Raw genomic sequence first — 13856 nt, forward strand, 5'->3', positions numbered from 1 at the left:
CGCACCCGGGCGGCCGGGTGCCCGCCGTGGGTTTCGTCACGCCCCGGCGGTGGGCCGCCTACACTTCCCCCGTGCCGTCCCTCCCGCCGACCGACGACCCCCGCCACCTCGCGCCGGGCCCGCGTCCCCTGCTGACGCTGCTGCCGGTGGCGGCCGTGCTGGCCAGCGTGGCGCTCGTCCTGGCCCTCACCGGCGGGCTGCCCCCCGGTGACGACGGCGGCGCCGACCTGCGCGCGGCCGAGGCCGGCACCACGCCCACCGCTCCCGTGGCGGCCACCACGCGCCCGACCCAGGACGTGCTGGAGGCCCCCGCCGCCATCGAGCCCGCCCCCGGGCAGCGGGCCCGGCAGCTGCGCGCCGCCCTGGAGCCGGGCACCGCCGTGCCCGACCGGCAGACGGCCCTGCCGGTGCGACGCCTCGCGCGCCAGGTCGAGGAGCGCACGACCTGCCAGCCCGAGACCGTCGAGCGCGAGCTGACCGTGCTGTCCTACAACATCAAGTCCGGCTTCGCGAGCGGACGAGGACTGCAGCTCGACGACTACGCCCGCGCGATCGCCGCGACCGCCGCCGACGTCGTGCTGCTCCAGGAGGTCGACCGCAACCGTGCCTTCTCGCGGCGCACCGACCAGCCCGGGATCCTCGGCGCGCAGCTGGGCATGCAGAACGCCTTCGGGGCCAACGTGCTGCGCAGCGGGGGCAGTCAGTACGGCACCGCGATCCTCTCGCGCTTCCCCATCGAGGAGTCGGCCAACCGCCTGCTCCCGTTCCTGCCGGGCAAGGGCATGCAGCAGCGCGGCCTGCTGCACGCCACGATCGACGTCGACGGCGTGCCGGTGAGCCTCTACAGCACCCACCTGCAGAACCGCTCCGAGCCCTCGCGGATGGCCCAGGCCCGCGCGATCAACCAGGTCATGGCCGCCGACCCGCTGCCCAAGGTCCTGGGCGGCGACATGAACGCCCACCCGACCTCGGCGCCGATGCGCACGCTGGCGGCCACGATGGTCGACAGCTGGCCCTCCTCGGGCGCCGGGCCCGGCTTCACGCACCCCTCGGTCAACCTGCGCGGCCGCATCGACTACCTGCTGCACGGCGGGTCGGGCATCACGCCCCTGGCGAGCTCGGTGCCGGCCGTCACCCTGTCCGACCACCGGCCCGTGCGCACGACCTACCAGGTGCAGGGCGTCGTCGAGACCTGCTGACACCCGGCGTCGGCGTCGGCGTCAGTCCACCACCTGCGAGGCCACGAGACCCGCGAGCGCGACCAGGGCGGCCTCGCCCACCTCGACGTCGTCGATGCTGGAGGGGTGGACCCCGGGGACCTCGACGGGGGTCAGGTCCTCCCAGGAGCCGACCAGCCTCGTGCCGGCGTCCCGCAGCACCGCCACGGTGTCGGCCGCCTGCTCGACCACCCACGGCGCCACCGGCAGACCCAGGCGCGGCTCCTCGGCCCGGCGCGCGGCCAGCACCGTCTTGGCGAGCACCTGCTTGCGCAGCCTGGCCCCGGTCGGGAAGGTGAGGCCCTGGGCGTCGAGGAGCCGGTTGACGCGCTGGAGCACCAGGGTCGACGTCAGCCCGAGGGAGGCGTTGGCGCCACCGGTGCCCTCGTGGACGGGCACCGCCACGCCCAGGACCTCGCCGAAGCGGTGCGCCAGGGTGTCGCGGGGTGCGCCGGGTCCCGGCACGGTGACGACCTGCACGTGGTCGTGCCCGACCGCGCGCGACCAGGAGTCGACGACGCGCGGCAGGTGCTGCTGACGCCAGAACGTGCCTCCTGCGGTGACCCGGTCGCCGACCCCGGCGCCGCGCCCGGGCCGCTTGGCGGCCACGTCGGCGACGTACTCGTCCCAGCCCCAGCTGCGGCCGTTCTGGATCGTCTCCTGCCACAGCGAGGCGACCGAGCGGTTGAGGTCGCGGGCGGTCACCACCACGTCCACGACGGCGCCGCCGCCGAAGGCTCCCACCACGCGGTCGACCTGGTCGGGGCCCGCGGGGCCGAGGAACTCCATGGACACCACCGCGGTGCCGTCGTGCCCGTCGATCTCGTCGACCATCCGGCGCCACGGGCGCCCGGGGCTCGCGGACAGCACGTCCTTGACCGCGGCGACCTGGCGGCCCCAGCCCGCGCCCGGCACGAGCACGCCGTGCGCACCCAGCTCCGCCTTGGCGGCGAAGAGCAGGTCCTGCACGAAGCTCGTGCCGGACTTCATCAGACCGACGTGGAGGACCACCCGCTGCGCCATGTCGCGAGACCCTAGGTCACCGCTCAGCGCAGCCGATAATCCTTCAGCACGGCCCGGCCGATGATCATCTTCTGGATGTCGGCGGTGCCCTCGCCGATCAGCAGGAACGCCGCCTCGCGGTAGAGCCGCTCGATCTCGTACTCCTTGGAGTACCCGTAGCCGCCGTGGATGCGGAACGACGCCTCCACCACCTCGTTGCAGTACTCCGCCGCGAGGTACTTGGCCATGCCGGCCTCGACGTCGTTGCGCTGCCCGCCGTCCTTGGACCGCGCCGAGCGGACCATCATCGCGTGGGCGGCCTCGACCTTGGTCGCCATCTCGGCCAGGCGGAACAGGATGGCCTGGTGCTCGACGATGGGCTTGCCGAAGGTCTCGCGCTGCTGGGCGTAGGCGATGGCGAGCTCGAAGGCGCGGTTGGCGACGCCGGTGGCGCGGGCCGCGACGTTGACGCGACCGACCTCGACGCCGTCCATCATCTGGTAGAAGCCCTGGCCGGGGGCGCCGCCCAGGATCTGGTCTGCCGAGATGCGGTGACCCTCGAGCACCAGCTCGGTGGTGTCGACGCCCTTGTAGCCCATCTTCTCGATCTTGCCCGGCACCGTGACGCCCTGGGCGGTCTCCCCGAAGCCGGCCTCCTTCTCGACCAGGAAGGTGGTCATGTTCCGGTAGACCGAGTCGGCGCCCTCGTCGGTCTTGACGAGCAGCGCGACCAGGGTCGAGGAGCCGCCGTTGGTCAGCCACATCTTCTGGCCGGTGATCTCGTAGCCCTCGTCGGTCCTGACGGCCTTGGTCTTGATGGCCGCGACGTCGGAGCCCAGGCCCGGCTCCGACATGGAGAACGACCCGCGCACCTCGCCGGTCGCCATCCGCGGCAGGTACTTCTGCTTCTGCTCCTCGGTGCCGTGGTGCATGAGCAGGTAGGCCACGATGAAGTGGGTGTTGATGACCCCGGAGACGCTCATCCAGCCGCGGGCGATCTCCTCGACGACCAGGGCGTAGGTCAGCAGGGACTCGCCCAGACCGCCGTACTCCTCGGGGATCATGAGGCCGAAGACGCCGAGCTCCTTGAGCCCCTCGACGATGTCGGTGGGGTACTCGTCGGCGTGCTCGAGCTCGGTGGCGACGGGGAGGATCTCGGACTCCACGAAGGAGCGGACGGCCTTCAGGATCTCGGACTGGTCCTCGGTGAGTCCCTCGGTCTGGCACAGGCGGGCCATCGGCACGTGCTCCTTCGTCTCGGCGCGGCGACGCGGCGGCGTCGGTCGTCGGACCCAAAGTAACCCGTCAGTAGCCTAGGGTCACTTGTGGGGAACGCCACAGCACGGGCCGGGTCTCACCCGACCACGCGCCTGCGCAGCAGCCGGCGCACCGCACGGCGGGCGCGACCGGGCGCCGGGCCGGTCGGGCCGGCGGCCGGAGCGGGCCCGGTGCTCGAGGCGGGGTCCGGCGCCGCGCGGTCGCGCAGCTCGCCGACGAGATCGGCGACCAGCGCGACGGCGACCTCGGCGACCTCGGCGTCGGTCACGGAGTCGGGGTGGCGACGCGGCGGCACGACGTCGGGCACGAGCAGCGAGTCGAGGTCGCCCCGGACGTCGTAGCCGCCCGCGCGCACCGCCGCCACGGCCCGCAGCCCGCGGGCGCGGCAGTCGGCGACCTGGTCCTCGCCGGGCCAGAAGGGCTCGCCCGCGCGGGGCGCGAGCAGCTGGTCGGCGAGGTGGCTGCGCAGCCACCTCCCCCGGTCCTGGGCACTCCAGGGACCGCTCAGCGCGGCGTTGACCCGTCGCAGGGTCTCGGCCTCGACGACGCCCATGCCGGTGTTGGCGAAGCGTCCGCTGGTGTCGACCACCGCGGGGTCGAGGTCCAGCAGCGCGGCGAAGCGGTGCCACAGGTCCTCCCGCGGCTGGTCGCGTCCCGGCACGGGGAGCACGTGCACCCGCTCCGCGGGCACCGCACCGCCCCAGCGCTCCAGCACCAGCCCGAGGTCGAGGGCACGCCAGTCCCAGACGTCGCGGGGGTCCTCGGACTCGCCTCGTCCGTAGTCGGCCAGGGCCGTCGTGCCGCGGTTCTTCAGGTGCTCCTGCCAGCTCGACGCGAAGAGCGAGAGCGGCTCGCGGGCGGTCACCACCACGTGGACCTCGTCGGCGGGGAGAGCCTCCACCGCGCGGCGCGCCTGGGCGGCGCTGGCGGCGCAGAAGAACTCGTGCGAGACCAGCACGTCGCCGCTGTGGGTGGCCGTGTCGGCGAGGACGACGTCCCAGGCCTCGGCCGCGCCGGGCCCGCGGCGGCGTACGCCAGGGTCCTCGCGCACGACCAGGGAGCTCAGCAGGTGGTCGCGCTTGGCCCGCCCGGGGAGCAGCAGACCCGCCTCCAGCAGCGCGGCACGGTGCGACCACCACCCGGCCTGCAGGTAGCTGGTGCCCGTCTTGGGCAGGCCGATGTGCAGGAAGGCCCGACGGCTCATCTGCCGAGCTCGGCGGAGTACCGGTCGAGCACCTCCTGCGCCCGGGCCGGGTCGCTGGAGGCCAGGGGCAGCAGGAGCTCCTGCACGACGTCGGTCAGCTCGGCCAGGCGGAGGTTGAGCCGGCGCAGCTCGCCCACCTCCTCCTCGAGGTCCGCCACGCGTGCCCGCAGGGCCTCGAGCCCGTCGGGGCCCTCGCCGGCGGCGGCCGGGCGCGAGCGCAGCCCGGGGGCCAGCCGGCGCAGCCGGTCGACCGGGCCGGCCGGCGCGGGGTCGGGGCGTTCGTCGGGTGCGTTCATGCTCTCCACTCCATCACCATGCGGTACCCCCGCAGCGGGGTCTCGTCCTCGATGCCGCCGGCGGGCGGCTGACCGGTGTGCGTGACGTCCACGGCTGCCTCCTCCACGACGCGTGCGCCGCGTGCGAGGACCTCCGAGCGCACCTGGTCGGGATCGAGGCCGTGCAGCAGCAGGTGCTGCGGCAGGGGCGGGTCGGCCGGCGGCAGCACGAACTCGAGGTAGAGGCGCCCGCCGCCGGACAGCGCCATCGCGGCCAGACGCCACAGGTGTCGTCGGCCACGGTCGCTGGTGGCGTCGGCGACATGACGCGCGAGGACGGCCCGGGGGCCCTCGCGACGGGCCAGGCGCGCTCCCCAGAGCATGACCTGACGCAGCTCGAGCAGGTTCATCGAGGCGAAGTCGGCGCCCCACCCCTCCTCCTGCGAGCGGGCGTGGAGCCGGGCGAACCCGTTGGGCGAGAAGTCCAGCCCCAGCACCGGGTGACCCCGCCGGGCCAGCCACACGGCGTCCTGACCGCGCCCGCAGCCCACGTCGACGACCTCGCAGTCCTCCGCCTCGCGCCGGTGCAGCAGGCGGGCCAGGTCGTGCGGCTTGCGGACCGGGCCGTGGTGGACCGCGTCGGAGTAGCGCCGGTCCCAGTGGTTGCGCGCCGCGCGGGTGCCGCGGAACCAGCCGTCGAGACGGCGGGTCGTGGCCGCCGGGGGCGCGTAGGCGAAGGCGGGGTCGGGCCGCCGCCAGGAGGGGCCGTAGGTCGCCGCCAGGAGGGCCTCCGGGTCGGCCGGGGCCGGCAGCGAGCGCCCCTCCAGGACCACCGAGGTCCGCGGCAGCAGCGCGGAGCGGTCGTAGGGCACCCACAGCTCGCCCATGAGCATGAGGTGACCCTCGACGAGGGCGCCGGCGAAGACGTCGATGGTGCGTCGGGTGCCGTCGGAGACGGTCAGGTCGACACGGAAGGCGGCCCCGCTGTAGCGGGTGGTGTCGTGGCCGGCGCGGATCAGGTGGCGCTGGACCCGGTAGGACTCGAGGATCACGTCCACCGGGTGCTCGTGGGAGCTGAGGTAGGCCAGGTCGACGTCGTTGTCGTGCCCGACGAAGCTGCCCTCGCGCACGGCGCCGAGCAGGGTGCCGTAGGCCACGAAGGGCTCCACGCCGGCCTCCTCGAGGTCGGCGAGCAGCCGGGCCGTGGCGTCGAGGAGCAGCGCGGTCGCCTCCTCCCCCTGGTCGCCGAAGGCGACGGCGAGCCGGCCGTGGTTGTCGACGACGAGGTCGCGGCCCTCCCGGTCGACCAGGCGCACACGGTCGGGGCCGGGCCCCATCACGACCTCGCGGTCCAGCAGCACGGTCTCGCCGCAGGAGACCGTCATCCGCACGGGCCCGTCGAGGGCCTGGGCCAGCTCGCGCGGCCAGGGCACCGCGACCGCACCGGGCGGCCCCGAGGGCGAGGGCGTGCGACCCGCGACCCGCTCGGTCCACAGGGACCAGACCCGACGACCGTCGAGGAGCACGTCGAGGAGGACGTCGTCGCTGTCGCCGAGCAGGAGGCCCGCACGATCGACGTCGACGACCTCGGGCAGCCGTGGCACCGTCGTACTCCCTCCCCCGTCGTGGAACGGCGAACCTACCAGTCGCGGGCGCCCCCGCGACGTCGGCTCACACGAGGTCGCGGAAGCGCCGGGGCACGCGCACCAGCGGCTGGCTGCGCATCGCCTGCACCTGTCCGGCGCCGGTCGCGCGCCACATCGCGCCCTGGCGCTGCACGATGCGCTCCAGGCGCGCCGGTCGCGGACGGAAGCGCTCGACCTGCTCGAGGTCGATGTCGGCGGTGATCTCGTCGAGCAGGTCGACCATCTCGTCGGCCGGGCGCTCCCAGCTGGTGCGCGCTGCGCGGCCGTCGTCGCGGAACGCCGCGTGCCGCTTGGCCGCGGCGTCGGCCAGGTGGTCGCGGTCGGCGAACTTGAGGTGGAACATGAACAGCTCCGGGTCGACCGCGTAGGGGCACTCGATGCCGTGGGAGGCGTGGGCCCAGCGCGCGGGCACCCACTTCAGGCTCGGCTTGCACATGAGGGGCGCGAACTTGGCCAGCGCGCGCTGCGAGAGCACGGGGGCGTCGTCGCGCAGCGGCCCCTCGCGGGAGACGTCGTGGACGACGTTGAGGGCCGTGACGCCCACCGCCTGCCGCCCGGGCCGCGCCGCGACGTAGTGGAGCAGCGAGGCGTGGTGGTCGGGGTCGGGCACGATGAACTCGTCGGTGTCGCAGAACACCACCGCGTCGTAGGCCGCGAGCAGCCCGGCCGAGAGCCCCGCCATGACCTCCATCCGCGACGGCTCGAAGCCGCGCTTGCGCAGCGGGGGGATCCGCAGCACCGGCCCGGCCAGGTCATCGGTGGACCCGTCGGTCGTCTGGTCGTCGACCACGTAGACGTGCTCGGCGCCGACCTGGGCGCCGTAGTGACGCACCCAGCGCCCCAGCATGGCGCCCTCGTCGCGGGCCATGGTCATCACCGCCACGCTCGGCAGCTGGCCCTCGGGGGCGGCCGACACCAGGTGGGAGAGGTCGGCAGGGTCGGCGGGGTCCTCCGGCGCCGGGAGCGGGCGCGAGGGGTCCGACGGGTCCGCGGACCCCGAGGAGCGGCGGCGCAGGAGCGCCATCAGTCCTCCTCGCCCCGACCGGCCGGCCCGGAGCCCTGCCGGCGCGCCGCGCGGCGCTGCTTGCGCTCGCTCTGGCCCCACTCGCGCACGAGCAGCTCGAGCCCGTCGACGGCGGCGGCCAGCTGGTCCTCGGCGGAGATCTCATCGGTGTGCACGCCCGGCACCCGCACGGGTCGGAGGTCCTCGAGGTCGCCCACCACGCGGTGCCCGGCGCTGGCGAGGCGCTCGACCTGCGCGTGCGCCTCCTCGCGCACCCACTCCTCGTCCAGGCCCAGCCGGGGCTCGAGGGGGGTGCGGGCCACGAGACCGCGCTTGGCCAGGGAGTGCTTCACGAACCGGTCGTAGCCCTGCGGGACCGCTCCGTCCACCACCATCTTCTCGTTGAGGCGACGCAGCACCATGGCCGTGGCCGGACCGATGGAGCGGTTGGACCGCACCTCGAGGTCGTAGCCCGAGGGGTCGACGCCGAGCACCTCGGCGAAGCGCCGCCAGAGCAGGTCGTGGGGCGCGCCCGAGGGCGGCACCGTCACCAGGGTGAGTCGACCCTCGCCGAGCACCCGCGCCCAGCGCTCCGCGATGACCGGGAGGTCCTGGTGGCGCCAGAAGTTGCGCGCGATCGGGGAGTCCCTGTCGCGGTCGCGCACGGCCGCCAGGAAGTCGGGCCAGGTCGCCGACGAGCCGTTCTGCATCGACTCCAGCCACATCGCCGGGATGTTGCGCGACAGGTCGCGACACGTCATCACCGCCTCGACGGTGGTGTCGGGGAAGGCGGCGAGGATCTGCTCGATCTTGGCCTCGCTGCGCGGGCCGAGGAACTCCATCGAGACGACTGCGGTGCCCTCCCAGCGGCTGGCGTCCTCGACGACGGCGGCCCAGGACCCGTCGACCGGCATCGGACGCTGGCCCGGCCCGCCGCGCTCGATCAGCTCCCGCACGGCCTTCACCTGCTCGCGCCAGCGGCTGCCGGCGAAGAGCACGCCCGACTCGGCGAGACGCTCCCGGTGGTGGCCCAGGACGTTCTGGACGAAGCTCGTGCCGGACTTCATCGAGCCGATGTGCAGCACCAGTCGTCGCGCCATGGGCATGCTCCTCCGAGAGGTCGTCGGGTGGGGCACCGGCCGGACGGGAGCGTCAGGGAAGCGTGACGCGGGAGACCGGCACCCAGTGATCCGTCGCCAGCCTCACCAGCGGGATGCGGCTCGGAGCATACCCGTCCCAGGTCGCGTCGCCGGGACCGAAGAGCCAGTCCACGCGCATCGTGCCGCGCGGCGGGGTGCAGCGGCCGTCGGCGTAGCGCCCTCCGGTCGCGCTGCGCAGGGTGGTGCCGGCCATGACCTTGCAGACGATGGTCTCCTTCTCGTTCATGTCGCCCACGTAGAAGACGGGCACGCCGGTGGCCTCGAGCTCGTTGATCCGGGCCAGCTGGGCGCGCACGGCCTTGTCCCGCTTGGCCTGGTACTCCCAGGGCGCGTTGTGGACGGCCATCACCCAGATGCGTCGCCCCGTGGCGCGGTGCTCGAGGAGCACGACGGGCCGGTCGAGCTCGCGGCTGATGAACTGGGTCCGGATGACGGTGCGCTCGACCGGCTTCCACACGTCGCGCCGCCACAGCAGGGCCGACTCGACACCCAGGTCGCCGGACGCCGGGGTCTGGAAGCTGGCGTACTCGCCCTCGCCGGCGGCGAGGATCGCCGCGAGCTGCTCGGCGGTCTGCTCCTGCACGCCGACGACGTCGGCGTCGAGGGTGCGCAGCGCGCGGGCGGTCCACTCCGCGCGCATGCGCGCGGGGGCCAGCTGGTCGTCGTGGGCGTAGGGCCGGGTGTGGCCGTTGCCGACGGTGTTGAAGGTGGCGATGCGGAAGCTGAGCGGTCCCTCGCGGCGCGTCACCGTCGGCGGGCTCGTGCTCGGAGCCTGCCGCGCGGCGGTCCCCGGCACGGCGGTCTGGCCGCGCTCGTCGTTGCCGACGCAGGCGCGCTGGCCCTCGCTCGTGCGGGCGCACCCGTGCAGCCAGCCCAGGCTGAGGTCGGTCCAGGTGCCGGGGCCGACGACCGGCACCGGGCTGCTCCCACCGGGCGCGGAGCCGTCACCGAGCTGGCCGTAGACGTCGGAGCCCCAGCACCACCGTCGCTGCGCGTCGTCGATCAGGCAGGAGGTGCCCTCGCCCACGGCCACCCGCTTGGCGACGTGGCCACCGGCCACGGCGACCGGCGAGGTGGACCCGGCGAGGGCGCCCGTGCCGAGCTGGCCCTGGTCGCCCCGACCCCAGCAGCTCACCGCACCGGCGCCGGTGCGGGCGCAGGCGTGGGTCCACGAGACCGACACCCCGCTCCACGTGGCGCCGGTGCCGACGCGGGTCGGCTCGGCACGGTCGCGGTTGTCGCCCACGCCGAGCTGGCCGAAGAGGTTGCGACCCCAGCACCACAGCGAGCCGTCGCCCTTGACCGCGCAGGTCGACCAGCCGTTGACCGAGACGCGCTTCCAGTCCGCCCCGGGCACCCGGGTGGGCGTGGTCCGGTCCTGGTCGCCCGGCACGCCCAGCTGACCGGCGGAGTCGTCGCCCCAGCACCACAGGGTGCTGTCGGCGCGGGTCGCGCAGGTGTGGAACCAGCCCGTCGAGACCTGCTTCCACTGCCTGCCGGCCACCCGGGTGGGCTCCAGGCGCACGTCGCGGGTGCCGTCGCCCAGCTGGCCGCGGTGATTGACGCCCCAGCACCACAGGCTGGCGTCGGTGCGGGTGGCGCACGTCGAGGCGCCGCCGGCCGACACCGTGGCCCACGCGGTCGATCCCCCCACCTGCTCGGGGATCGCGGTGCCGGGGCCGGTGCGGTCGAGGCCGAGCTGGCCGTAGGTGTTGCGTCCCCAGCACCACAGGGTGCGGTCGCCGCGGATCTCGCAGGAGTGCTCGCCGCCGGCGGCGACCCGGCGTACGGCGGGCGCCCGGCGGGCCGGTGCGTCGACGGCGGTGACCGCGGCCGACCTCGCCGAGGCGCCTGCGGACCGCGGCTCGTCCGCGGCCCGGGCCACCGTGCCGGCGCCGGCCAGCAGGGTGGCCACCAGGACGACGAGGGCGGCCAGGACGACCACAGCACCCGTGGGGGCGTGCGGGCGCAGGGGAAGGCGCATGACGTGCTCCGACTCGGGGAAGAGGAGGGGGGACCGGGGAAGGCTAACCTCCCCCGGTCCCCCACGTCCCGCGATCGGGCGAGGCGCCTCTCGCGCCCCGCCCGCCACTCACGTCACAGACGTCCCGGACATCACTGCGTCAGCAGCCACGCCTTGGCGTAGGGATCGACGTCGGTGGCCGCACGACCGGCCACGACCCGGCTGACCGGCGGGTTGGCGAACAGCGTGTTGGCCCAGGAGATGTACTGGCGCACGATGCCGTCGCGCGTGATGATCATGCCCTGCTCGTCGGACTTCAGGCTCGAGCCCGACCAGTTCGCCGAGCCGTTGAGCACGATCCGGTCGCCACGGCTGCCGCCGTAGTTGCCGCTGATGGCGATCGACTTGATGTGCAGGTAGCGGTCGTAGACGCCGTCGCCGTCGGGGTCCTGCACGATGTGGCGCCGCGGCACGGGGCCCAGGATGTCGCGGACGTTGGGCGTCATCACCGAGTAGTTGATGCGAATGTTGCACCCGGCGTTGTACTTCTGGCGGATCGCCCGGGCGACCGCCTCGCCGCGCAGGCCGTTGAAGACCGACTGCATGATCCGGATCTGGGTCCGGCCGTTGATGCCGAAGCCCTTCCGCACGTTCTTGCACCGGGTCTTGCCGAGCATGTCCACGACCTGGTCGGAGCGCCCCAGGCGCGGGTAGAACCACGAGCGGTAGTCACCCTCGGCGAAGGTGTCGAACGTCGGGCGGTGCAGCTTGTCGCGCGAGGCCTGCGTGAAGATGCGCTCGTAGCCCCGGTAGGTCTTCTCCCGCCCGGCGAGCGTGATGAGGTCGTCCCACTGGTTGTTGGCCGCCGACTCGGTGAGGTTGCCGGAGCCCTGCATCACGACGTGTCGCGACTTCCCCACCTTGCTGAAGAGGAAGAACTTCGAGTGCACGATGCCCGTGCCGGCCTTGCCGCGGCAGGAGTTGTTGCAGACCCGGAACCAGCTGCGCATGCCCGCCTTGCGGGACTTGTTGCCGACCGCGAGAGCCCGCTTGAGGGTCCGGTAGGACCCGTCGGGCTGCTGCTGGGCGGCCAGACCGCCCGACATGATGACGCGGACGCTGACGCCGCGCTGGTGCGCGGCGCGCAGCGAGCGCACGAAGAGCTCGCTCTTGAAGTTCCACGTGATCATCCGGATCCGCTCGCCCGCGGGCGTGCGGGCGATGGCCTCGCGGATGTGCTTGTTGATGACGTGGGACCGGTCGTTGAGGGGGTTGTTGAAGAGCAGTCCCTGGGGCACGGTGTAGCCGCCCGCCCGCTGCCGCGACGGGCCCGAGGCCGACGCGTAGCGGTCGACCGACGACACCTCGACCGACGCGGCGGTGGCGCTGGGCGCGGCCTGGCTCGGCACGGCGACCGCACCGCTCAGCAGCAGCGGCAGGCCCACGAGGGCGCCCACCAGCATCCGGCGTACAAACATCCTTGCTCCATTTCCCGACCCGCGATGGCGGGTCGTTCGCCTGCCGACGGCAGGCGTTCGCACCCTTGATCAGCCTTGGCAGCTGCGCAGGGCCCGACGGTACTCGGGGCTCTGCGCGAGGCTCTCGGTCTCGTTGACGACGTTGCCGGGGACGGCGTAGAACCGGCCCGCGTGCTCCACGATGGTCTGGCCGAACTCGCAGCGACGGCGCTCCGGATCCTCGACCCGACCGTCCTGCACGCACCCGGCGTAGCCGCGTGGCAGGTCCTGGCCCGCCACCCAGACCGCGTCGCACTCCGGGAGGCCCGAGCCGGAGGGCGAGGTGGAGGTCGAGGTGGAGGTCGACGTGGAGGACGACGGCGACGGGTCGGTGGCCTGTTCGGCCGGGCCGGCCGACCCGCTGTCGGACCCGCAGCCGGCGAGGAGCACGACGAGGAGGGCCCCTGCCGACGGCAGGAGGGCCCGGCGTCGTCGTCCGCGGTCGCTCACCCCAGCAGGGTAAAGCATGCCCGGGTCACCGGGTCCCGGCCACGGCGCGCAGCAGGGCCGCCGACTCGGCCACCAGGCGGTCGACCTCGTCTCCCGGGCCGGGCGGGTCGACCGGGTCGACCGGGTCGACCGACCCTGCCCCCGTCGCGGCGACCAGCGCGGACCGCGCGTGCTCGTGCAGGGCCCGGGCGGCACGCAGCACGTGGGCGGGGTCAGGGGGGCTCACGGCGTCGGGGTAGTCGGACGGGTCGGCGTCGACCGGGAGGTCCTCGAGGTCACCCGTCAGGCCGACGCGCCCGCCGGTGACGAGCGCCCGGATGTCGGCGTTGCGCCGCGCGGCGGCCGCGGCGGCCGTGCGGTCGAGGACCGGACGCTCCTCCAGGGCGCGCAGCGCGCCGAGCGGGCCGAGCGCCGCCTCCCGCACGAGCGCGCGGTAGACCGGGCCGGGCAGCCCCGTGAGCAGGGTGTTGGCGCGGCGCAGCACGTCACAGGAGGCGTAGCCGAGCGAGTCGTTGCGCCGGGCCACCGACGGGTCCGCGATCGAGGCGTCGAGACCCGCGGCGGTGGCGAAGCGCCGCCACAGCTCCGAGGCGGGCGCGTGGCCCGGCACGGTCACCAGCCCGACGCCGGCCACGGCCGGGTGGTCGCCCCACCGCGCCACCACGACCGGCACGTCCTGGGCCCGGTGGAAGACCCGGTGGGCCCGCGAGCCGCCCTCGGGGTCCTCGATGAGTCGCAGGTAGCTGGCCCAGTCGTCCTTGCCCTGGTTGCGGGTGAAGGTCTGCCACTGGGCGGCCACGGCGCGCAGCTGGTCGCGCACGGTCACGACGACGCTCACCTCGAGCCCGCGCAGGGGGCTCACCAGCTCCTCGACCTGGGCCTCGGTGGCGAACCCGAGGAACTCCATCGAGACCACCGACACCTCCGCGGGCGAGGCGTGGACCCGGGCCGCGAGGTCGAGCCAGCGGGCCCGGTTGCGCCGCGGGGCCTCGGGAAGGCGCAGCATGCGGCGCACCGCGCGGGTCTGGACGCCGAAGCCGCCGACGAACTCGGCACCCGAGGCGAGCAGCTCCTGCTTGTGGCCGCCGAGGATGGACTGCACGTAGCTCGTCCCGGACTTCATCGTCCCCACGTGGAGCAC

Annotated in this window: 12 protein-coding genes; 1 reads left to right on the forward strand and 11 read right to left on the reverse strand. The window is 74.2% G+C overall.

Features of this window, described 5'->3' with window-relative positions; translation table 11 throughout:
• Positions 1-71: 71 nt before the first annotated feature.
• Complete coding sequence (locus tag IR170_RS20180; protein WP_193661203.1) at positions 72-1199, forward strand: endonuclease/exonuclease/phosphatase family protein; 1128 nt, start codon at positions 72-74, stop codon at positions 1197-1199.
• A gap of 21 nt (positions 1200-1220) precedes the next feature.
• Here IR170_RS20180 and IR170_RS03505 read toward each other — a convergent pair whose 3' ends face one another.
• From IR170_RS03505 to IR170_RS03555, 11 genes are all read right to left on the reverse strand, one after another.
• Positions 1221-2240 (reverse strand): hypothetical protein, encoded by a 1020-nt coding sequence (locus IR170_RS03505; RefSeq protein WP_193661204.1) that lies wholly within the window; start codon positions 2238-2240, stop codon positions 1221-1223.
• 23 nt (positions 2241-2263) lie between these two features.
• Positions 2264-3457: an acyl-CoA dehydrogenase family protein gene (locus IR170_RS03510; protein WP_056863987.1), complete on the reverse strand. Its 1194-nt coding sequence runs from the start codon at positions 3455-3457 to the stop codon at positions 2264-2266.
• Between the two features lie 116 nt (positions 3458-3573).
• Positions 3574-4701 carry a hypothetical protein gene (locus tag IR170_RS03515; RefSeq protein WP_193661205.1) on the reverse strand — a complete coding sequence of 376 codons (1128 nt, stop codon included), beginning with the start codon at positions 4699-4701 and terminating at the stop codon, positions 3574-3576.
• Positions 4698-4997 carry a DUF6752 domain-containing protein gene (locus IR170_RS03520; protein WP_193661206.1) on the reverse strand — a complete coding sequence of 100 codons (300 nt, stop codon included), beginning with the start codon at positions 4995-4997 and terminating at the stop codon, positions 4698-4700. The genes IR170_RS03515 and IR170_RS03520 overlap by 4 nt, the downstream gene beginning before the upstream one ends.
• Positions 4994-6580, reverse strand: a complete 1587-nt coding sequence (locus tag IR170_RS03525; RefSeq protein WP_193661207.1) for a class I SAM-dependent methyltransferase — start codon at positions 6578-6580, stop codon at positions 4994-4996. The genes IR170_RS03520 and IR170_RS03525 overlap by 4 nt, the downstream gene beginning before the upstream one ends.
• A gap of 67 nt (positions 6581-6647) precedes the next feature.
• Positions 6648-7646, reverse strand: coding sequence for a glycosyltransferase family 2 protein (locus IR170_RS03530; RefSeq protein WP_193661208.1), 999 nt, complete (start codon positions 7644-7646; stop codon positions 6648-6650).
• Positions 7646-8725, reverse strand: a complete 1080-nt coding sequence (locus tag IR170_RS03535; RefSeq protein WP_193661209.1) for a hypothetical protein — start codon at positions 8723-8725, stop codon at positions 7646-7648. The genes IR170_RS03530 and IR170_RS03535 overlap by 1 nt, the downstream gene beginning before the upstream one ends.
• 52 nt (positions 8726-8777) lie before the next feature.
• Positions 8778-10769, reverse strand: coding sequence for an endonuclease/exonuclease/phosphatase family protein (locus IR170_RS03540; protein WP_193661210.1), 1992 nt, complete (start codon positions 10767-10769; stop codon positions 8778-8780).
• 131 nt (positions 10770-10900) lie between these two features.
• Positions 10901-12226, reverse strand: a complete 1326-nt coding sequence (locus tag IR170_RS03545) for a phospholipase D-like domain-containing protein (protein ID WP_193661211.1) — start codon at positions 12224-12226, stop codon at positions 10901-10903.
• 69 nt (positions 12227-12295) lie between these two features.
• Positions 12296-12715, reverse strand: a complete 420-nt coding sequence (locus IR170_RS03550; RefSeq protein ID WP_193661212.1) for a hypothetical protein — start codon at positions 12713-12715, stop codon at positions 12296-12298.
• A gap of 25 nt (positions 12716-12740) precedes the next feature.
• The gene (locus IR170_RS03555; protein ID WP_193661213.1) at positions 12741-13856 is read right to left on the reverse strand and encodes a hypothetical protein; all 1116 of its coding nucleotides are present in this window, start codon (positions 13854-13856) and stop codon (positions 12741-12743) included.

Source organism: Nocardioides kribbensis (genome assembly GCF_015070375.1).
GTDB lineage: Bacteria > Actinomycetota > Actinomycetes > Propionibacteriales > Nocardioidaceae > Nocardioides > Nocardioides kribbensis.

Excerpts from the sequence above, each read along its gene's own strand:
- IR170_RS03520 (WP_193661206.1), bottom strand. The coding sequence starts at position 4,997 with ATGAACGCACCCGACGAACGCCCCGACCCCGCGCCGGCCGGCCCGGTC.
- IR170_RS03510 (WP_056863987.1), bottom strand. The coding sequence starts at position 3,457 with ATGGCCCGCCTGTGCCAGACCGAGGGACTCACCGAGGACCAGTCCGAG.
- IR170_RS03505 (WP_193661204.1), bottom strand. The coding sequence starts at position 2,240 with ATGGCGCAGCGGGTGGTCCTCCACGTCGGTCTGATGAAGTCCGGCACG.
- IR170_RS03515 (WP_193661205.1), bottom strand. The coding sequence starts at position 4,701 with ATGAGCCGTCGGGCCTTCCTGCACATCGGCCTGCCCAAGACGGGCACC.
- IR170_RS03535 (WP_193661209.1), bottom strand. The coding sequence starts at position 8,725 with ATGGCGCGACGACTGGTGCTGCACATCGGCTCGATGAAGTCCGGCACG.
- IR170_RS03540 (WP_193661210.1), bottom strand. The coding sequence starts at position 10,769 with ATGCGCCTTCCCCTGCGCCCGCACGCCCCCACGGGTGCTGTGGTCGTC.
- IR170_RS03530 (WP_193661208.1), bottom strand. The coding sequence starts at position 7,646 with ATGGCGCTCCTGCGCCGCCGCTCCTCGGGGTCCGCGGACCCGTCGGAC.
- IR170_RS03545 (WP_193661211.1), bottom strand. The coding sequence starts at position 12,226 with ATGTTTGTACGCCGGATGCTGGTGGGCGCCCTCGTGGGCCTGCCGCTG.